The sequence below is a fragment of the Micromonospora sp. DH13 genome (assembly GCF_020873825.1).
Lineage (GTDB): Bacteria > Actinomycetota > Actinomycetes > Mycobacteriales > Micromonosporaceae > Micromonospora > Micromonospora haikouensis.
Genome location: NZ_JAHWGR010000059.1, coordinates 1 through 19727, shown reverse-complemented (window position 1 = coordinate 19727; position 19727 = coordinate 1). Strand labels below are relative to the sequence as shown.

The following is a 19727-nucleotide window of genomic DNA, read 5'->3' as shown; positions in this document are numbered from 1 at the left end:
CGGCGAACGCCGGCCCGCGCTGGCGTACGGCGGAACTCAGAACAGGGCGCTGGCCAGGGCCCGGCGGGCGGAGGCGACGGCAGGGTCGTCCTGGCCTGCGACGGTGAACAGGGCGATCAGGTGCTGGCGCGCCTTGTCCCGGTCGTCGCCGGAGGTGCGGCGGACCAGGTCGACCAGGCGGGCGTACGCCTGCTCGGCCATGCCGCTGAGCACCTCGATGTCGGCGGCGAGCAGCTGGGCGGGCACGTCGTCGGGGTTGGCCTCGGCGGCGGCGAGCGCCACGCGCGGGTCGGCGCCGGCGACCCGGCGGGCGAGCCCGACCTGGGCCAGGCCGGCCTCGGCGGCGGCGTCCGCCGGCGACTCGGCGAGGATCTTCTTGTACGCCTCCTCGGCGGCGTCCAGGTCGCCGCTCATCAGGGCGTCGTCGGCCTCGTCGAGGCGGGGGTCCCCCGGTGCGGCGGCGTCGACGCCGCCGGCCTTGAGCACCGCGCCGATCCACTGCCGCAGCTGGGCTTCGGGGACCGCGCCGGAGAACGCGTCGACGGGCCGGCCGCCGACCACCGCGTAGACCGTCGGGACCCCCTGCACCTGGAACATCTGAGCGATCCGCGGGTTGTCCTGGACGTCGATGCGGGCCAGCGCCCACGCGCCGCCGCCCTCGGCGGCCAGCCGCTCCAGCACCGGGGCGAACTGGTCGCTCTCCGGGTATCCGGCCGCGCCGAAGAAGACCACGACGGGCATGGCGGTGGACCGTTCGAGCACCTCGGCCTGGAGGTTGGCCTCTGTCACGTCGATCACGGAGCCGCCGCCGGTAGCGGCCGGCAGCCCGGTGGACGGACCGGCCTGAGCCGGTGTGCTGGGGCGGGTGGCGGGCGGTGCGGTGTTGCGCAGTGCGCTGAGGTCGACCGCGCCGCGGGTGAAGATCGACGAGGTGATCCGTGGGTCGCTCATGGTTATCTAGTCTCGCACGTGTCCCGCCGAACTCAGATCAACCGCGACGGCGACAGTTGCGACTCTCACCCCCGCCCCGGCCTGCGAGGAAGGGCCCCTTCCTAACGCTTTCGGTATAGGAAGGGGCCCTTCCTAACCACCCGTCAGAAGCGGGCCGGCTCGCGGTAGGTGCCCCACTCGGCGCGCAGCGCGTCGCAGATCTCGCCGAGGGTCGCCTCGGCGCGGACCGCGTCGAGCATGGCCGGGATCATGTTCTCGCCGGTGCGGCCGACCTCGACCATCCGGGTCACCGCCGCGCGCGCCGCCGCGTCGTCGCGGGCCGCCTTGCGCTCGGCGAGCACCCGGCGCTGCTCCACCTCGACCTCGTGCGAGATGCGCAGGATCTCCAGGTCCTTGGCGATGGTGCCGGTGTGGCAGTTGACGCCGACGATGCGCTTGTCGCCCTTCTCCAGGGCCTGCTGGTAGACGAACGCGGACTCGGCGATGTGCCCGGTGAACCAGCCGTCCTCGATGCCGCGCAGGATGCCGGAGGTCATCGGGCCGATCTGGTGCGGGCCCTCGCCGCCGAGCTGCCGGATCCGGGCGAAGATCTCCTCCGCCTCGGCCTCGATCTTGTCGGTCAGCGCCTCGACGTACCAGGAGCCGCCGAGCGGGTCGGCCACGTTCACCACCCCGGTCTCCTCCATCAGCACCTGCTGCGTACGCAGGGCGATCTCGGCGGACTCGTCGGTGGGCAGCGCCAGGGTCTCGTCGAGGGCGTTGGTGTGCAGCGAGTTCGTCCCGCCGAGCACGGCGGCGAGCGCCTCGACGGCGGTGCGTACGACGTTGTTGACCGGCTGCTGGGCGGTCAGCGACACCCCGGCGGTCTGGGTGTGGAATCGCAGCCACAGCGCCTTCTCGCTGGTCGCGCCGTAGACGTCGCGCAGCCAGCGGGCCCAGATCCGGCGGGCGGCCCGGAACTTGGCGATCTCCTCGAAGAAGTCGACGTGCGAGTCGAAGAAGAAGCTCAGCCCGGGGGCGAACACGTTGACGTCCAGCCCGCGCGACAGCCCCAGCTCGACGTAGCCGAACCCGTCGGCGAGGGTGTACGCCAGCTCCTGCGCGGCGGTCGAGCCGGCCTCGCGGATGTGGTAGCCGGAGACCGAGAGCGGCTTGTAGCGGGGGATCTCGCGCGCGCAGTATTCCATCAGGTCGCCGATGAGGCGCAGGTGCGGCTCGGGGTCGAAGAGCCACTCCTTCTGCGCGATGTACTCCTTGAAGATGTCCGTCTGGAGCGTGCCGTCCAGGGTGGACAGGTCGGCGCCCTGCCGCTCGGCGGCGACGAGGTACATGCAGAACACCGGCACGGCCGGGCCGGAGATGGTCATCGAGGTGGTGACGGCGGCCAGGTCGATGCCGTCGAAGAGCACCTCCATGTCGGCGGCCGAGTCGACGGCCACCCCGCAGTGGCCGACCTCGCCGAGGGCCTGCGGGTCGTCGGAGTCGCGGCCCATCAGCGTCGGCATGTCGAAGGCCACGGAGAGGCCGCCGCCGCCCGCGCCGAGGATCATCTTGTAGCGCTCGTTGGTCTGCCGGGCGTTGCCGAAGCCGGCGAACTGCCGGATCGTCCAGGTCCGTCCCCGGTAGCCGGTCGGGTACAACCCCCGGGTGTACGGGAACTCGCCCGGCCAGCCGATCCGCTCGAAGCCCGGGTAGGCCACGCCCTCGGGCGGCCCGTAGACCGGGTCGACGGGCATCCCGGAGAGCGTGGTGAAGTCGGCGTCCCGCTTCCGCGCGGCGTCGTAGCGGGCCTGCCAGCGTGCCCGTCCGGCGGCGATCTCGTCGGCGTCCATGCGCAGGGCTCCTCCTCGAGTCCTCGTCAGAGGACCGAGTGTAATCCCCGGCCTGAACGATCGCTAAGGAGATGCGTACCGGCAGGTAACCGGGTCAGGCCGGCGGCGCGGCGGGGTCGCCGAGCGTCACGTCGTCCACCCGGATGTTGATCTCGTCGACCCGCAGCCCGTACGCCTCGACGGCCCGGGTCACCGCCGCCCGCACCCCGTCGGTCACCTGCGGCACCGGCTGGCCGGCGTCGATCACGATGACCAGGTTGACCACGGCCGCGCCGTTCGTGACGTGCGCGGAGCAGCCGCGCCGGGCGTCGCCGACCTGGTCCAGGCCGACCCGGTCGAACACGGCGTTGAAGAACCGGGCCACGTCGCCGCCGAGGTCGGCCACCCCGGGGACGGAACGCGCGGCGGCCACCGCGATCTTCTCCACCACCTCGTCCGAGACGTGGGTGGTCCCGCCCGCCACCGCGTCCGGCGTCACCGACAGCTCCTGCGTCGCCTCGTCAGCCATGCCTCTCCCCCAGTACGCGCACACCGCCCCACGACGACCGTGGAGCGGTGCGAGCGTACTCGTTGCCGAGGGTCCGCAGTGGACGCGTCAGGAGCCGATCTGCGCCAGCAACTCGTCGGCTGCGGCGTACGGGTCGAGCGCCCCCTCGGCCACCTTCGCGGCGAGCGCCGGCAGCTCCGTACCGTCGCGAAGTGAACCGATCCGGGCCCGCAGCACGCCCAGCGTGATCGCCTCGATCTCGGCGGCGGCCCGCTTCTCGCGGCGGCGGCGCAGCTCGTCGTGTTCGACCAGCCAGCCGCGGTGCTTGTCGATCGCGGCGGCGATGTCGTCGATCCCCTCGCCCCGCGCGGCGATCGACCGGACCACCTGCGGCCGCCACTCGCCGGGCCCCCGCTCGCCGAGGGCGATCATGCCCTGGATGTCGCGGACGGTGGCGTCGGCGCCGTCCCGGTCGGCCTTGTTGACCACGAAGACGTCGGCGATCTCCAGGATGCCGGCCTTCACCGCCTGGATCGCGTCGCCCATGCCCGGGGCCAGCAGCACCAGCGTCGTGTCGGCCAGCGAGGCGACCTCGACCTCGGCCTGCCCGACACCGACGGTCTCCACCAGCACCACGTCGCAGCCGGCGCCCTCCAGCACCCGCACCGCCTGCGGGGTCGCCGCCGACAGGCCGCCGAGGTGGCCCCGGCTGGACATGGACCGGATGTAGACGCCCGGGTCGGTGGCGTGGTCCTGCATCCGGACCCGGTCGCCGAGGATTGCCCCGCCGGTGAACGGGCTGGACGGGTCGACGGCCAGCACCCCGACCCGGTGCCCGCGCGAGCGCAGCGCCCGGACCAGCTCGTTGGTGGTGGTCGACTTGCCCACCCCGGGGGACCCGGTCAGCCCGACCACCTGGGCCTGCCCCGCGTACGGCGCGAGGGCCGCCGCCACCCGGGGCAGCACCTCGTCGCCGGACTCGACCAGGGTGATCAGCCGGGCCACGGCACGCGGGTCACCGGCGCGGGCCCGCTCCACGAGCATCGGCACGTCCCGGCTGCGGCGCACCGACGGCACACCGGCGACCGGGACCTGCTCGACGGCTCCGCTCACTGCTGCTCGGCGGGGTCGGGCACGTGGATGATCAGGGCGTCGCCCTGGCCCCCGCCGCCGCAGAGTGCCGCCGCGCCGGTGCCGCCACCGCGCCGCCTGAGCTCCATGGCGAGGGTGAGCACCAGCCGGGCACCGGACATGCCGATCGGGTGGCCCAGCGCGATCGCGCCGCCGTTGACGTTGACCTTGTCGTCGCCGATGCCCAGGTCGCGCATGGACTGGATGCCGACCGCGGCGAACGCCTCGTTGATCTCGACCAGGTCGAGGTCCTCCACCCCCAGGCCGCCCTTGCGCAGGGCGTGGCTGATCGCGTTGGAGGGCTGCGAGTGCAGCGAGTTGTCCGGGCCCGCCACGTTGCCGTGCGCGCCGATCTCGGCGAGCCAGGTCAGCCCCAGCTCCCTGGCCTTCGCCTTGCTCATCACGACCACGGCCGCCGCACCGTCGGAGATCGGCGAGGCGCTGCCGGCGGTGATCGTGCCGTCGGAGGTGAACGCCGGGCGCAGCCGGCCCAACGACTCGACGGTGGTGTCCGGGCGGATGCCCTCGTCCTCGCTGATCACCACCGGGTCGCCCTTGCGCTGCGGGATGATCACCGGGGTGATCTCCTCGGCGAAGTGCCCGTTCTTCTGCGCGGCGGCGGCCCGCTGGTGGCTGGCGGCGGCGAAGGCGTCCTGCTCGGCGCGGGTGATGCCGTGCCGCGCGCCGTGCCGCTCGGTCGACTCGCCCATCGAGCAGCAGTCCCAGGCGTCGGTCAGCCCGTCGAGGGCCATGTGGTCCTTGATCGTCACGTCGCCGTACTTGTAGCCGGCGCGCTGGCCGAGCAGCAGGTGCGGGGAGTTGGTCATCGACTCCATGCCGCCGGCCACCACGACGTCGAACTCGCCGGCCCGGATGAGCTGGTCGGCCAGGGCGATCGCGTCCAGTCCGGAGAGGCAGACCTTGTTGATCGTCAGCGCCGGCACGGACATCGGGACGCCCGCCTCGACGGCGGCCTGGCGGGCCGGGATCTGCCCGGTGCCGGCCTGCAGGACCTGGCCCATGATGACGTACTGCACCTGCTCGGGGGGCACCCCGGCGCGCTCCAGCGCGGCCTTGATCGCGATGCCGCCGAGCTTGGTGGCGGGGAGGTCCTTGAGGTTGCCGAGCAGGCGCCCCATCGGGGTCCGCGCGCCGCTGACGATCACCGAAGCCATGTGCCTGCCTCCGAGGGGGGTGCCGAGCTGTGAACCTTAACGATTGTTCGGTTGGACGGGTGTTCGGTCAGACTAACGCCATGGCTGAGAACTCCCCCGCCGAGCCCGCTGCCGACTTCGTCACAGACATCGGCCTGCGCCGCATCGACCACGTCGGGATCGCCGTCGCCGACCTCGACGCCGCGATCGACTTCTATCAGCGCACCTTCGGCATGCGCTGCGTGCACACCGAGACCAACGCCGAGCAGGGCGTGCGCGAGGCGATGCTGACGGTCGGGCCGACCGCCGAGGGCGGCTGCGTGCAGCTGCTCGCCCCGCTCACCCCGGAGTCGACCATCGCCAAGTTCCTCGACCGCAACGGGCCGGGCGTGCAGCAGGTGGCGTACACGGTGACCGACATCGACGCGGCGTGCGCGGCGCTGCGCGAGCGCGGCCTGCGGCTGCTCTTCGAGACCCCACGCCGGGGCACGGCCGACTCCCGGATCAACTTCGTCCACCCCAAGGACGCGGGCGGCGTCCTCGTCGAGTTGGTCGAGCCCGCCCAGCGGTGAAAGGTGAAAGGAGGGGCCCCCTGTTAACGCATTCTGTGGAGCAGGGGCCCCTTCTTAACCACCCTGCCCCGCCCTGCCCCGCCTCGCGCCCCGGTGGCACCCGCCCCGGCACCACGACAGCCCCCGCGCGAGCGCAGTGGTGCGCGGCCGAGTTGATCGACCTCATGTCGGCGGCGTGGCGGTATCAACGGGACGGGAAACCCCCATCCGGCCGACATCAAGTCGATCAAGCGGTTCGGCAACCGCCGGCCCCCGGCACCGGCCGACAAGAAACCGGCACGGGCCGGCAAAGGACCGCCGGGCGCTCCCACGGCCCTTTTCCCGCACGCCCCCGCGCGCCCGATCACCCGCCCACCGGGCCGCCCGACCACCCGCCTCCAGCACGCCCGACCACCCGCCCGCTGGGCCGCCCGACCGGCCCCGGAGCTGCCAAGATCGCCCATCGATCGGACCCGCCCGACGGCGGCCTGTTGACCATGTAAACAGGACACGAAAGCCCCGCACCGCTCTTGCGAAGCACCCCGGGGGGTCTGCGAGTATGTCCCAATGCCCCAGCAGCAGTCCTCCCCTCTTGCGTTCTTCGATAACGCGAACTCGCAGCCAGATTTCACCGTTGGCCTGCGCGGATACAACGTCGGGCAGGTCGATGACTTCATCGGTCGGCTGACCGCCGCGCTGACCCAGTCCGAGCAGGCCCGCGCCGAGGCCGAGCAGCGGATGAACGACGCCCAGCGTCGGCTCCGCCAGGCCGAGCAGCGCCAGAGCGCGCTGGAGCAGAAGCTCGCCGAGACCAACAAGCAGCTCGAGGAGAACAGCCGGCCGACCCTGTCCGGCCTGGGCACCCGCGTCGAGCAGATCCTGCGGCTGGCCGAGGAGCAGGCCAACGACCACCGCAACGAGGCCAAGCGGGAGTCCGAGGGCATCCTCTCCGCGGCCCGCCTGGAGGCGCGCGAGATCACCGACAAGGCCCGCGCCGAGGCCGCCGCGATGAAGGCCACCGCCGAGCGCGAGGCCGGCAGCGTCCGCACCGCCGCCGAGCGCGAGGCCGCCGAGGTGCGCGTGCAGGCCCGTCGGGAGGCCGACACCCTGCGCGCCGACGCCGAGCGGGAGACCAAGCAGCTGCGCACCGTCACCGCGCACGAGGTCGCCGAGCTGAAGTCGACCGTCGAGCGTGAGGTCGCCACCCTGCGCGCCACCGCCGAGCGGGAGATCACCCAGCAGCGGGCGAAGGCCGCGCGGGAGGCCGAGGAGAAGCGCGCCGAGGCGACCAAGCTCCTCACCGACGCCCGCGACAAGCGCGACAAGGACCTCCAGGCGCTGGAGCTGCAGCTCGCCGAGCGGCGCGAGAAGGCCGAGCGCGAGGAGTCCGAGCGGCACGCGGCCCAGGTCGCCCAGACCCAGAAGCTGGTCGGCGAGGCCGAGCAGCGCGCCCGGGCGGCCCAGGAGCGAGCCAAGGAGATCGAGCAGCGCGCCGAGGCCCGCCGGGTCGAGTCCGAGCGCACCGCCAACGACACCGTCGAGAAGGCCAAGGCGCTGTCCGAGAAGACCCTCAACGAGGCCAAGGCCGAGGCGAAGCGGCTGCTCACGGAGGCCCGCACCGAGGCCGACCTGACCACGCAGGCCGCCCGCCGCGAGGTCGAGGACCTCACCCGGCAGAAGGACGCCGTCACCTCGCAGCTCGGCCAGATGCTGTCGGGCCTCGCCGGCATCGTGCCGGGCGTGCCGCCGGCGCAGGCCAAGCCGGAGCCGGCCAAGGCGGACAGCAAGGACGAGCGGGTGAACGCGGAGTCCGCCGGCTGAGCGACCGCACGGCCGGGGGGCATGGACACGGCGCGGGGTGACACCGGGTAACCGGTGTGACCCCGCGCCGTATGCGTTTCCCGCACTCTGGCCCGGACGCCGGTAACGGCAGTGAATCAGCTCCCATCCGGGGCGTCCGTATCGCCCCAGCCGAGCCGGATGCGTGTGAGGATGGGGGCATGTCGCACGGCGAGGAACTGTTCGCTCTCGGCGGGGATGTGACGACGGAGCCCAGCTTCGAGTCCGCCCTGCGGGGGTACGAGAAACGACAGGTCGACAGGTACGTCGCTCGCGCGGAGCACGAGATCGCGACACTGGCGGCCGAGCGGGAACAGGCGTACACCCAGATCCACAAGCTGGCCGGGCAGGTCGAGGTGCTGCAACGCGACCTCGCCCAGGTGCGCAAGCAGGTCGGCGTGGTGGACCGGGCCTCGTTCCGGCACCTCGGCCCCCGGGTGGAGCAGATCCTCGTCCTCGCCGAGGAGCAGGCCGACGACATCCTCGCCGCCGCCAACGAGGAGATCGAGGCGCGGCGGGCCGCCGCCGAGCACATCGTCGCCGAGGCCAAGGAGCAGGCCGCCCAGGCGCTCAAGGACTTCGAGATCGCCCTCGCCGCCCGGCGGGCCGAGGAGGAGCGGCACGGTGCCGCCCGACGCGCCGAGGCGGACGCAACGCTGAAGGCCGCCAAGGACGAGTCCGCCCAGCTGCGGGCGGCGGCCAAGGACGAGTCGACCCGGCTGCGCAAGGCCGCCCAGGAGGCCCTGGAGAAGGCCCAGCAGGAGGCCACCCAGCTCCGGGACGCCGCGAAGGAGATCCACACCCGGGCCCAGCAGGAGGCGACCAAGCTGCGCGAGGCCGCCAAGGAGGCCCTCGCCAAGGCCCAGCAGGAGGCCACCCAGCTCCGCGAGGCCGCCAAGGAGGTGCACGCCAAGGCCCAGCAGGAGGCGAAGCGGCTCACCGACAACGCCACCGAGGCCGGCCGGGCGACCCACGCCAAGGCGTTGCAGGAGGCCAAGCGGATCACCGACGACGCCGAGGGCGCGGCGAAGGCCACCCGCGACCGGGCCCGGCAGGAGGCCGAGCGGCTGACCGCGCAGGCGACCGAGGCCAGCAAGCGCCAACGCGCCGACACCGAGGCGTACGTGCAGCGGATGCGCACGGAGACCGAGGCGTACGTGCAGCAGTCCCGCGCCCAGACGCAGCAGGAGCTGGGTGCCTGGCGGGCCGGGGTGGAGCAGGAGGTCAACGGCCGGCGGGAGGCCGCCGACCGGGAGCTGGCCCAGCGCAAGGAGACCGCCGAGCGGGAACACTCCCAGCGCCGCGACGAGCTGGACCGGCAGCACGCGGCCCGGCAGGACGAGCTGGAGCAGCAGTTCACGGCCCGGCAGACCGAGCTGGAGCAGCAGTACACCGCCCGGCGGGCCGAGATCGAGGACGGTGCCGCGGAGATCCGGCGCGCCGCCGAGCAGGACGCCCTCGCGATGCGCCGGCAGGCCGAGGAGGAGGCCGCCGAGCTGCTGGGCCGGGCCGAGGCCGACGCGACCGACAGGCGACGCCGGGCCGACGAGCACGTCGCCGCCTCCCGTCGCCAGTTCGAGGAGTACGCGGCCACCACCCAGCAGCACCTGGCCACCACGCAGCAGCACCTCGCGGCGACCCAGCAGGAGGTGGCCGCCGGCCGCCAGCAGCTCGCCCAGGTGATGTTGGAGATCGCCCAGGCCCAGCAGCAGCTGGCCGACCTGCGGCAGGAGACCTGGCAGTCCCGGCAGGAGTCGGACGAGCTCCAGCACCAGCTGCTCGACCTGCGGCAGCAGCTGGCCGGTGCCCGCCTGTCGGCCAGCGTTCCGGCGAAGGCGACCGCCCCGGCGGTGTCCCTCGACGGCTCCGCACCGGACCCGGCCGCCGACGGCACGGCCCCGGTCAAGGCGGCTGCTGCTCCGGTCAAGGCGGCTGCCGCCCCGGGCAAGCCGGCCGAGGCCGCCACGTCGGGCAAGCCGGCCGCCGCCGGGCCCGGCGAGCCCGCGAAGCCCACCCCGATCAAGGCGACGGCCGACGCGGGAGCGGCGAAGACCGCACCCACCGACGACGCCGCCCCGGCCCGGACCCGGCCGGTGGCCGAGCCGGTCACCACGGTGGACGGCGGTGCGGCCAGCGCCGGGGTGGACGGCGAGCCGACGGTGGCCGCGGTGCCCGGCGAGGGCGGCCGGGGGGCGACCCCCACGAAAATCACCAGCACCGGTGAGAACGGCAAGCGGCCGACCAAGCCGACGACCGACGAGCGCAGCGCCAGGCCGAGCAAGGTGTCCGTCGAGTCCGAGTGAGCCGGGGTGGCCGGGCCGTCCGCCCGGCAACTACCCTCCTGTCGGCAGGACCCGCGCCCGGCCGGGGCCGTGGGCGGCTGACGACCCTCCGGGCGCACCCGCCGGAGGGCGGAGGAGGTCTCGGTGGCGGACGGCGGACGGGCGCACGACGGGCAGCCGGACCACGCGCCGGTGGGCCACGGGCAGATGGACCACACCGGTCCGGACGGCGTCCCAGCGGGCCGCACCGACCCGGTCGGCCCCCCGCCGATGCGCTCCGCACCGGATCGGACCGCACCAGATGACGACCGGGCGGACCTCGGCGACCCCGGCGACTTCGACCCGCCCGGGTCGCCCGCCGCCAGCTCGGGCCGCTTCGGCGTGCCGGGGCGGCCCCTGCGCCGCAACAGCTTTCTCGTCGGCTTCACCGGCGCGCTCGGCGTGCTGCTGGCGTACGCCGTCTTCCTCGGCGTCCGCAACTCGGCCGGCATCCTGGTGCTGGTCGTCATCGCGCTCTTCCTCGCCGTCGGGCTGAACCCGGCGGTGGTCCGGCTGCGCTCGTGGGGCCTGCCCAACGGGCTGGCCGTCACGGCGGTGACGCTGATCGTGCTGCTGCTGATCGTCGGCGGCCTGGTGGCGCTGGTCCCGCCGGTGGTCACCCAGTCCGGGCAGTTCGTCGAGCAGCTGCCCAGCTACGTCGACGAGCTGCGCCGCAACGAGGCGGTCAACGACTTCGTCGTCCGGTACGACGTGATGGCGAAGGTGCAGGCCGCGGCCAACGCCGACACGATCGGGCGGGCGCTGGGCGGGGTCCTCGGCGGCGCCCAGCTCATCTTCGGCACGGTCTTCCGGGCGCTCACCGTGCTGGTGTTGACGATCTACTTCCTCGCGTACTTCGACCGGCTGCGCCGCGTGGGGTACGCGCTGGTGCCCCGCTCCCGCCGGCACCGGGTGCAGCTCATCGGCGACGAGATCCTGGCGAAGGTCGGCGCGTACATGGTGGGCGCCCTGAGCATCGCCGTGCTGGCCGGCGTGACCACCTTCGTGTTCGCGCTGGCCGTCGGGCTGCCGTACCCGTTCGCGCTGGCCGTGGTGGTCGCCGTGACCGACCTGATCCCGCAGATCGGCGCCACCCTCGGCGCGGTGGTGGTCAGCCTCGTCGGCTTCGCCACCGACCTGCCGGTGGGGATCGCCTGCGTCGCGTTCTTCGTGGTCTACCAGCAGGTGGAGAACTACCTGATCTACCCGAAGGTGATGCGCCGCTCGGTCGAGGTCAACGAGGTCGCGGCCCTGCTCGCCGCACTGCTGGGGGTGTCGCTGATGGGCGTGGTCGGCGCGCTGATCGCGATCCCGACGGTGGCCGCCGGCCAGCTCATCCTGCGCGAGGTGGTGCTGCCCCGCCAGGACACCCGCTGACGGGCGACCGCCCCGCCCCGGCTCATTCGGCGGAGCCGGCCTTCGGGCCGGGCACCGGGACGTCGGCGAACGAGGCGACCGTCCGGTCGGCGTACGCGCTGACGTCGCCGGTGGTCATCGGCCCGTCCCAGGTGCGCGGCAGGGGCAGCGGGGCGGCCGGGTTGACCCGGCGGACGATCTCGTCGAGCACGGTCTCGGCGTCGCCGACCCACAGGTGCTTCGCGCCGGGCACCCCGACCACCTCGGCCTGCGGCACCGCCGCGAAGCGCCGCCGCGCCTCGTCGGGGCGCAGGTAGTCGTCGAACTCCGGCACCAGGGCGGTCAGCGGCTTGCCCTCCTGCGCCCAGTGGGCGAGATCCTCGGGGGCGGAGAAGCGCAGCGGCGGGGAGATCAGGATCGCGCCGGCCACCGCCGGGTCGCAGCCGTACTTGAGGGTCAGGTCGGTGCCGAACGACCAGCCGACCAGCCAGACGTTCGGCAGCTCGGCGAACTCGGCGTACTCGATGGCGGCGGCGACGTCGAAGCGCTCGCCGACGGCGTTGTCGAACGCTCCCTCGCTGGTGCCCCGCACGCTGCTGGTGCCGCGCGTGTTGAACCGGAGCACGGCCAGGTCGGCCAGCGCCGGCAGCCGCCAGGCGGCCTTGCGGAAGACGTGGCTGTCCATCATCCCGCCGTGGGTGGGCAGCGGGTGCAGGCAGACCAGCGTGCCGGCCGGCTCCTTCCCGACGGGGCGGGCCAGCTCGCCGACGAGGGTCAGGCCGTCGGCGGTGTGCAGCTCGATGTCCTCGCGGTGCCCGGGCAGGATCGAGGACGCGCGGATCGGTGTGCTCACCGTCCCAGTCTCGCGCGTCGGCGCCGGCACCGCCCGCCCGGGCGGAAACAGGGTGATCCAGATCGCTCAGCCGTAGCGGGGCGCGCCCCGCCCGCGCTGGATGCCGGGGCCGCGCCGGTCCCGCGCCCGCCAGCACCCGCTGTGCCAGTGCCGGCGGTCGGTCAGGTCGCCCCGGTCGTCGGCCGGCCAGGCCACCAGGTGCGCCACCCCCGGGCGGATCTCCTGGTCGCAGCCCGGGCAGCGGTACGTCTTGACCGACGCGCCGCCGCTGATCCCGCGCACCTGCCAGTCGCCGTCGCGCCACTGCTGCACGGTGGGCACCCCGTGGCGGGCCCGGTCGGCGTCGAGGTGGGCGTGCTCGTCCCGGCGGGGACGGTTGCGACGGGGGCTCACCTCGTCAAGGTTACGGTCGGTTCCCGCCACCGGCCCGGCGAGGTGCGCCTGCGCGACGGCCCGGCCGGCGGCCGGTGCCGCGCGCGGGGGCGGCCGGTCAGCGGGCGGTGTGGTCGCGGAAGCCGCGCCCCGCCTCGCGGCCCAGGTAGCCGGCGGTGACGAGGTGCTCCAGCAGCGGTGCCGGGGCGAAGCCGGGGTCGCGCAGCTCGCGGTACAGCGCGCGCTGGCTGGCGAGCGCCACGTCCAGGCCGACCGCGTCCAGCAGCTCGAACGGGCCCGTCGGGTAGCCGCAGCCGAGCTTCATCGCGTGGTCGATGTCGTCGACGGTGGCGTAGCCGGCCTCCAGCATCTTCACCGCGTCGTTTAGGTACGGGAAGAGCAGCGCGTCGACCACGAAACCGGCCCGGTCGCCGCAGACCACGGCGGTCCTGCCGAGCGTCGCGCAGACGGCGCGGGCGGTGGCGGTGGCCTCCTCGCCGGTGCGGATGGTCCGCACGATCTCCACCAGGGGCCGCGCCGGCACCGGGCCGGAGAAGTGCAGCCCGACCACGTCGGCGGGCCGCCCGGTGGCCATCGCGATGTCGATCACCGGCAGCGACGAGGTGGTGGTGGCGAGCACGACGCCCGGCTTGCAGACGCCGTCGAGGCTGGCGAACAGCTCCTTCTTGACGCCCAGGTCCTCCGCCACGGCCTCGACGACCAGGTCGACCTCGGCCAGCCCGTCGAGCGGCTCCGCGCCCGGGGCCACCTGGACCACGTCGTACCCGGCCCCGGCGAAGACCTCGACGAGCCCGGCGGCCGTCGCGCCGGAGCCGACGACGCCGACCCGGGCGACGCGGCGCGCGCCGTCGCCGGCCGCCGGCCGCTCCTGCGGGGTCGACTCGTCCGGTACGACCTTCGACGAGCCCGGCTTCTCGTAGGTGTAGAAGCCCCGGCCGGACTTGCGGCCGAGCAGACCCGCGGTGACCATCTGCCTGACCAGCGGCACCGGGGCGTGCCGGCGGTCCCGCCCGCCGCGCCGGTACATGGTGTCCAGGATCTCGTACGCGGTGTCGAGGCCGATCAGGTCCAGCAGGGCGAGCGGCCCCATCGGCAGGCCGCCGCCGAGCTTCATGGCGGCGTCGATGTCCTCGCGGCTGGCGTAGCGCGACTCGAACATCGCCACGGCGTGGTTGAGGTAGCCGAAGAGCAGCGCGTTGGCGATGAAGCCGGCCCGGTCGCCGATGGTGACGTCGACCTTGCCGAGCCGGGCGCAGAGGGCCTCGACGTCGGCGACCACGTCGGCGGCGGTCACCACCGTGCGGACCACCTCGACCAGCTTCATCACGGGGGCCGGGTTGAAGAAGTGGATGCCGACGACCTGCTGGGGTCGGCCGGTGGCGACGGAGACCTCGGTGACCGACAGCGAGGACGTGTTGGTGGCGAGGATCGCGTCGGGCCTGCAGACCCGGTCCAGCTCGGCGAAGATCCGCCGCTTGAGGTCGAGGCGCTCGGGGACCGCCTCGACCACCAGGTCCACCGAGTGCAGCGCGTCCAGCCCCACCTGGAAGTCGACCCGGGCCAGCAGGGCGTCCCGGTCGGCCTCGGCGAGCTTGCCCCGGGCGACGGCCCGGTCGGTCGAGCCGGTCAGGTTGGCCCGGCCACGGTCGAGGGCGGCCTCGGAGACCTCGACCGCGACGACGTCGATGCCGTTGCGCGCGAAGACCTCGACGATGCCGGCACCCATGGTGCCCAGCCCCACAACGCCCACGCTGGTGAACTCGCGCGCCACGACCGGCCTCCCCAATGCTGCGCGGGACCGCGGGACGGGACCCCGCGGGACCGCATGAACGGTCACTAAGGTTATGCGCGCGAGTCTGCCACGTGACGGACCGTCGCCGGGACGCGGAGGGGGCCGCAGAGCCGGTCGGACGGCTCAGCGGCTCCGGTCGGTCAGCGCCAGCAGTTCGGCGACGAACTCCGCCGGCCGCTCCAGGTGCGGGCTGTGCCCGCAACCCGGCAACACCACCTCGTGGTACGCCCCGCCGGCCGCAGCGTACCGGTCGAGCACCGCCCGGGTCTGCCCGACCATCGGCTGCGGCGGGCAGTCCCGCTCCCCCGGCCAGCCGGGCACCACCCCGAGCGACCCGAGGTGTGCCAGGTCGAACAGCGAGGTGTCCGACACGATCACGTCGGCGTCGCCGCGTACCCAGGTGACGGGGGGCTTGCCGGCGACGGCGACGAGGTCGTCGGCGATGCGGAAGTGGGCCGGGGCGAGGGCGTTGAGCACGCCGCTGTCGCCGGCCGCGGTGCCCGGCCAGTGCGGCGAGGCGACCGCCGTGCCGGGGTAGTTGCCGTCCCCCGTCGCGGTGGACAGGAGGCTGTCCAGCAGCAACTCCTCGTCGTCGCCGAGCGACGCCGGGTCGGCCACGTACGCGGTCCGCAGCACGCTGCGGGGGCTGGTCGGGCCGTCCGCGCCCCGGTCGCCAGCGGCCAGCCGGGCCACGAAGTCCCCGTTCGCGGTGCCGCCGCCGGTGCCCGCGAAGTCGGGCGTGGTCGGCGTGCCGTCGAGGTCCCGGGTGCCGCCGAAGCCGTACGGGGAGACGGGCGCGGAGAGCAGCAGCCCGGCCACCCGGTCGGGGTGGTCGACCAGCAGCCGCATCGCCACGCCCCCGCCGAGGGAGTGCCCGACCACCACCGGCCGCGCGCCGGGGGCGAAGAGCCCCGGGGCGTCGAGCAGGGCGGCCACGTCGTCGGCGAAGTCCCGCAGCCCCCGGGTGGCGTCCACCGTGGCGGTCTCGGTGTCGCCGTAACCGCGCAGGTCCGGGGCGACCACCCGGAGGGTGTCGGGCAGCCGCCGCAGCAGCGGCTCCCAGAACGCCGATGACGAACAGTTGCCGTGCACCAGCAGCACGGGCGCGCCGTCGGGTGACCCGGCCACCCGGACCCGCTGGACGATGCCGTTGGCCTGCACGGTGTGCTGCGTGCTCTCCATGCCGCGGCATGCTGCCACGCGGCGGCGGCCGGCTCCATGTGGCCGGCCCACATGAAAGGAGGGGCCCCTTGTTAACGCATACGGTAGAGAAGGGTCCCCTGCTCACCCCGCCACCCGGCGGAGCCAGGCGGCGGCCAGGCGGGGTCAGGCGCGGGCGGCCGGCGGGGCGGCGACGGGCAGCGGCAGGGTCGGCCGGCGGTCGCGGCGCTGCGGGCCCAGTTGGGGGGCCAGCCGCAGCCCGACCGGGTCCGTCCGGGCCAGGCCCGGGTCGAAGAAGCGCAGCTCGGTGCGGCCCAGCCGGATCACGTCCCCGTCGGAGAGCAGCTCCGGCACCTCGATCCGGCGGTCGTTGAGCCACGTACCGTTGGTCGAGCCCAGGTCCTCAAGCCACACCCCGTCGGCGGCCAGCCGTACGCTGGCGTGCCGGCGACTCAGGTGTGGATCGTCGACGCTGACCTGCACGGTCGTCGCACGGCCGATCACCTGGGGCGTGCGGCTGAGCCGGAAGCTCGCCCCACGCATCGGTCCACCCGCCACCGTCAGCAGCGGCATCAGTTCCGGAAAGTCCTCCATGGACGGTCAGCCTCCAGCCACCGGTGTCCGGCGTCAGCCTGCCAGCACACCGTATCGATGCCCACCACCGCCCGGACACCTCCCAGCCCCCGGGCGGACAACTCCCGTTAGCCGGTTCGGCTTGCGGCGCGGCGCACCAGGGCCATTGGTCCCGCCCCGGGCACGGCCCCCGGGAGCCGCCGGCCCCGCGCCGGGGACCGCTGACCAGCCCGACCGAACACCTACCGACGAGTAGCTTCGGGGTCTAGACTTCCGCCATGACGGCTGTACGTGTCCCGGGTGCCCCGATCATCTCAGACGGGCGGCTGGTCTCCACCAGCCCCGCCACCGGGGCCGAGGTGGGTCGGCTGCCCGTCGCCTCCGGGGACGACGTCGCGCGGGCGGTCGAGCGGGCCCGCGAGGCGGCCGGCTGGTGGGCGGGGCTCGGCTTCACCGGCCGCCGGGAGCGGCTGCTGCGCTGGCGGGGTGTCCTCGCCCGGCGGATCGAGGAGCTGGCCGAGCTGATGCACGCCGAGGGCGGCAAGCCCGTCCCGGACGCGATCGTCGAGGTCCTCACCGCCATCGAGCACATCGACTGGGCCGCCCGCAACGCCGGCCGGGTGCTACGCCCGCGCCGCGTGCGCTCCCGGCTCATCCTGGCCGAGTTCACCGGCCACCTCGAATACCAGCCGTACGGGGTGGTCGGCGTCATCGGCCCGTGGAACTACCCGGTCTTCACCCCGATCGGCTCCACGGCGTACGCGCTCGCCGCCGGCAACACGGTCGTGCTGAAGCCCAGCGAATACACCCCCGTCGTCGGCCAGTGGCTGGTCGACAGCCTCGCCGAGGTAGTGCCCGAGCAGCCCGTCCTCACCGCCGTGCACGGCCTCGGCGACGTCGGCGCGGCCCTGTGCCGCTCCGGCGTGAACAAGCTGGCCTTCACCGGCTCGACGGCCACCGCCAAGAAGGTGATGGCCGCCTGCGCCGAGACGCTCACCCCGGTCCTGCTGGAGGCGGGCGGCAAGGACGCGATGATCGTCGACAGCGACGCCGACCTCGACGCCGCCGCCGAGGCGTGCGTCTGGGGCGGGCTCACCAACGCCGGCCAGACCTGCATCGGCATCGAGCGGGTGTACGCCGTCGAACCCGTCTTCGACGTCTTCGTCGGCAAGGTCGTCGAGCGGGCCGGCCGGCTGACGGTCGGTGCCGACGGGTCCGACATCGGCCCGATCACCATGCCCGGCCAGCTCGACGTGATCCGCCGGCACATCGACGACGCGCTGGCCCGGGGCGGGCGTGCGGTCCTCGGCGGCGCCGACGCGGTGCAGCCGCCCTACGTGCGGCCGACCATCCTGGTCGACGTGCCGGAGGACTCGCTCGCCGTCCGCGAGGAGACCTTCGGCCCGACGCTGACGATCAACCGGGTCCGCGACGCCGAGGAGGCGATCACCCGCGCCAACGCGCTCCCGTACGGCCTGGGGGGTTCGGTCTTCGGCCGGCGGCGGGCCGTGGCCATCGCGCGGCGGCTGCGCTCGGGGATGGCCGCGGTGAACTCCACCCTGACGTTCGCGGGGATGTCCACCCTGCCGTTCGGCGGCGTCGGCGAGTCCGGCTTCGGCCGCATCCACGGCGAGGACGGGCTGCGCGAGTTCGGCCGTCCCAAGGCCGTCACCCGCCGCCGGGCCCGGTCGCTGCTGCCGGCGATGACCTTCGAGCGCACCCCCGCCGACGTCGCCCGCCTGGTCAGGGTCACCAAGCTGTTGTACGGCCGCAGGCGCTGACCCGGCCCGCGCAGGCGGCCCTCAGAACAGGGTCAGCTCGTCGCGCTCGATGCCGCGCAGCTTGTCGTAGTCGACGACGACGCACCGGATGCCCCGGTCCGTGGCCAGCACCCGCGCCTGCGGCTTGATCTCCTGGGCGGCGAAGACGCCGGTCACCGGGGCGAGCAGGGGGTCACGGTTCATCAGTTCGAGGTAGCGGGTGAGCTGCTCCACCCCGTCGATCTCGCCGCGCCGCTTCACCTCGACGGCGACGGCGCCGAGGTCGGCGTCCCGGCAGAGCAGGTCCACCGGCCCGATCGCCGTCATGTACTCCCGGCGCACCAGCGTGTAGCCCTCGCCCAGCGCCGTCGGGTTGGCCGCCAGCAACTCCTGGAGGTGCGCCTCGACGCCGTCCTTGCGCAGGCCGGGGTCGACGCCCAGCTCGTACGAGGTGTCCTGGAAGACCTCCTCCAGGGTGATCCGCAGCTCCTCGCCGGCCTTGTTGACCACCCGCCACACGCCGGGGGCCTCCTCCAGCCGGCAGGGCGGACTCATCCAGTTCAACGGCTTGTACGCCCGGTCGTCGGCGTGGATCGACACCGACCCGTCCGCCTTCACCATCAACAGGCGTGTGGCCAACGGCAGGTGTGCCGAGAGCCGTCCGACGTAGTCCACCGAGCACTTCGCAATCACCAGCCGCACCCGACGAGGGTAGCCCAGACCCCGGCGTCCGCCGCCGAGCGGCACTGGCGCGCCGGTGCGATGCTGAGACGGTGTTCGAAGTCCTCACGGGTACCGGGCTGGCCGCGTCGGCCGGCCTGAACGCCTACATACCCCTGCTGACCATGGGACTGCTGGCCCGCTACACCGACCTGATCGACCTGCCCAGCGGCTGGCAGTGGCTCGGCAACGGCTGGGTCGTCGCCATCCTCGCGGTGCTGCTCACCGTCGAGGTCGTCGCCGACAAGGTGCCGGTGCTCGACCACGTCAACGACGTCGTCCAGACCGTGGTCCGGCCGACCGCCGGCGGCCTCGCCTTCGGCGCGGGCTCCACCTCCGAGACGGTCACCGTGAGCGACCCGGGCAGCTTCTTCTCGTCCAACGACTGGGTGCCGGTGGTCACCGGCGTGCTCATCGCGCTCGGCGTCCATCTGCTCAAGTCCGCCGCCCGCCCGGTGATCAACGCGACCACCGCCGGCTTCGGCGCGCCGGTCGCCAGCACCGCCGAGGACGCCACCAGCGTCGTCATGTCCCTGGTGGCGATCATCCTTCCGGTGCTGGTGCTGGCCTTCCTGCTCGGCCTGGTCGCCTTCACCGTCTGGTTCCTGCGCCGCCGCCGGGACCGCCGCCGCGAACGCCAGGCCGCCCGCGCCGCCGGCTACCGCGTCTGATCTGGTACGCCCCGCGCAACCGCCGCCGGCCGAGCCCCTGTCATCGGGGCCCGGCCGGCGTGTGTGTATGTGTGTGGTGTCAGCTGTTGTTCCAGTGCTGCGCGACGAGGTCGGCGGCCTGCTGCTCCCACTGCGCGTACGCGTCGGGGTAGGCGGAGACCTGCACCGTCTGGGCGGCATCG

Annotated in this window: 17 protein-coding genes; 6 read left to right on the top strand and 11 right to left on the bottom strand. The window is 73.8% G+C overall.

Going from position 1 to position 19727, the window contains the following annotated elements:
• Nucleotides 1–36 precede the first annotated feature (36 nt).
• From LPA42_RS32290 to LPA42_RS32270, 5 genes are all read right to left on the bottom strand, one after another.
• Nucleotides 37–951 (bottom strand): tetratricopeptide repeat protein, encoded by a 915-nt coding sequence (locus LPA42_RS32290; RefSeq protein ID WP_077938565.1) that lies wholly within the window; start codon nt 949–951, stop codon nt 37–39.
• Between the two features lie 143 nt (nt 952–1094).
• Complete coding sequence (locus LPA42_RS32285; RefSeq protein WP_077938564.1) at nt 1095–2783, bottom strand: methylmalonyl-CoA mutase; 1689 nt, start codon at nt 2781–2783, stop codon at nt 1095–1097.
• Nucleotides 2784–2877: 94 nt separating this feature from the next.
• Nucleotides 2878–3291, bottom strand: a complete 414-nt coding sequence (locus tag LPA42_RS32280) for an Asp23/Gls24 family envelope stress response protein (protein WP_043966105.1) — start codon at nt 3289–3291, stop codon at nt 2878–2880.
• Nucleotides 3292–3378: 87 nt separating this feature from the next.
• Nucleotides 3379–4383 (bottom strand): methylmalonyl Co-A mutase-associated GTPase MeaB, encoded by a 1005-nt coding sequence (meaB, locus tag LPA42_RS32275; protein WP_077938563.1) that lies wholly within the window; start codon nt 4381–4383, stop codon nt 3379–3381.
• Nucleotides 4380–5576, bottom strand: coding sequence for an acetyl-CoA C-acetyltransferase (locus LPA42_RS32270; protein ID WP_077938562.1), 1197 nt, complete (start codon nt 5574–5576; stop codon nt 4380–4382). Before LPA42_RS32270 ends, meaB begins: the two co-directional genes overlap by 4 nt.
• 80 nt (nt 5577–5656) lie before the next feature.
• Here LPA42_RS32270 and mce point away from each other — a divergent pair, with 80 nt between their 5' ends.
• From mce to LPA42_RS32250, 4 genes are all read left to right on the top strand, one after another.
• Nucleotides 5657–6127 carry a methylmalonyl-CoA epimerase gene (mce, locus tag LPA42_RS32265; protein ID WP_077938561.1) on the top strand — a complete coding sequence of 157 codons (471 nt, stop codon included), beginning with the start codon at nt 5657–5659 and terminating at the stop codon, nt 6125–6127.
• A gap of 546 nt (nt 6128–6673) precedes the next feature.
• Nucleotides 6674–7927 carry a cell division protein DivIVA gene (locus LPA42_RS32260; RefSeq protein WP_043966097.1) on the top strand — a complete coding sequence of 418 codons (1254 nt, stop codon included), beginning with the start codon at nt 6674–6676 and terminating at the stop codon, nt 7925–7927.
• A 179-nt stretch (nt 7928–8106) separates the two neighbouring features.
• On the top strand, nt 8107–10248 hold the full coding sequence (locus tag LPA42_RS32255; RefSeq protein WP_077938559.1) for a hypothetical protein: 2142 nt from the start codon (nt 8107–8109) through the stop codon (nt 10246–10248).
• Between the two features lie 186 nt (nt 10249–10434).
• Complete coding sequence (locus LPA42_RS32250) at nt 10435–11643, top strand: AI-2E family transporter (protein WP_077938560.1); 1209 nt, start codon at nt 10435–10437, stop codon at nt 11641–11643.
• A gap of 22 nt (nt 11644–11665) precedes the next feature.
• On the opposite strand, the gene LPA42_RS32245 is transcribed toward LPA42_RS32250, so the two are convergent.
• The 5 genes from LPA42_RS32245 to LPA42_RS32225 form a co-directional block, all read right to left on the bottom strand.
• A complete protein-coding gene (locus LPA42_RS32245; protein WP_077938558.1) occupies nt 11666–12475 on the bottom strand; it encodes an alpha/beta hydrolase in 810 nt (269 codons plus the stop codon).
• A gap of 66 nt (nt 12476–12541) precedes the next feature.
• Nucleotides 12542–12868, bottom strand: a complete 327-nt coding sequence (locus LPA42_RS32240) for a hypothetical protein (RefSeq protein ID WP_043966091.1) — start codon at nt 12866–12868, stop codon at nt 12542–12544.
• Nucleotides 12869–12965: 97 nt separating this feature from the next.
• Nucleotides 12966–14639: a 3-hydroxyacyl-CoA dehydrogenase family protein gene (locus LPA42_RS32235; RefSeq protein ID WP_077938557.1), complete on the bottom strand. Its 1674-nt coding sequence runs from the start codon at nt 14637–14639 to the stop codon at nt 12966–12968.
• Nucleotides 14640–14783: 144 nt separating this feature from the next.
• Nucleotides 14784–15842, bottom strand: a complete 1059-nt coding sequence (locus tag LPA42_RS32230) for an alpha/beta fold hydrolase (protein WP_077938556.1) — start codon at nt 15840–15842, stop codon at nt 14784–14786.
• 144 nt (nt 15843–15986) lie between these two features.
• Nucleotides 15987–16415 carry an FHA domain-containing protein gene (locus LPA42_RS32225; RefSeq protein WP_077938555.1) on the bottom strand — a complete coding sequence of 143 codons (429 nt, stop codon included), beginning with the start codon at nt 16413–16415 and terminating at the stop codon, nt 15987–15989.
• A 257-nt stretch (nt 16416–16672) separates the two neighbouring features.
• On the opposite strand from LPA42_RS32225, the gene LPA42_RS32220 reads away from it, so the two are divergent.
• Nucleotides 16673–18175, top strand: a complete 1503-nt coding sequence (locus tag LPA42_RS32220) for an aldehyde dehydrogenase family protein (RefSeq protein ID WP_077938554.1) — start codon at nt 16673–16675, stop codon at nt 18173–18175.
• A gap of 21 nt (nt 18176–18196) precedes the next feature.
• Here the strand turns inward: LPA42_RS32220 and nucS are convergent, their stop codons facing one another.
• Nucleotides 18197–18856, bottom strand: coding sequence for an endonuclease NucS (gene nucS, locus LPA42_RS32215; protein ID WP_043966085.1), 660 nt, complete (start codon nt 18854–18856; stop codon nt 18197–18199).
• 71 nt (nt 18857–18927) lie between these two features.
• Between nucS and LPA42_RS32210 the strand changes: the two genes are divergently transcribed.
• Nucleotides 18928–19545, top strand: a complete 618-nt coding sequence (locus LPA42_RS32210; protein WP_077938553.1) for a DUF4126 domain-containing protein — start codon at nt 18928–18930, stop codon at nt 19543–19545.
• The last annotated feature ends 182 nt before the right edge of the window (nt 19546–19727 follow it).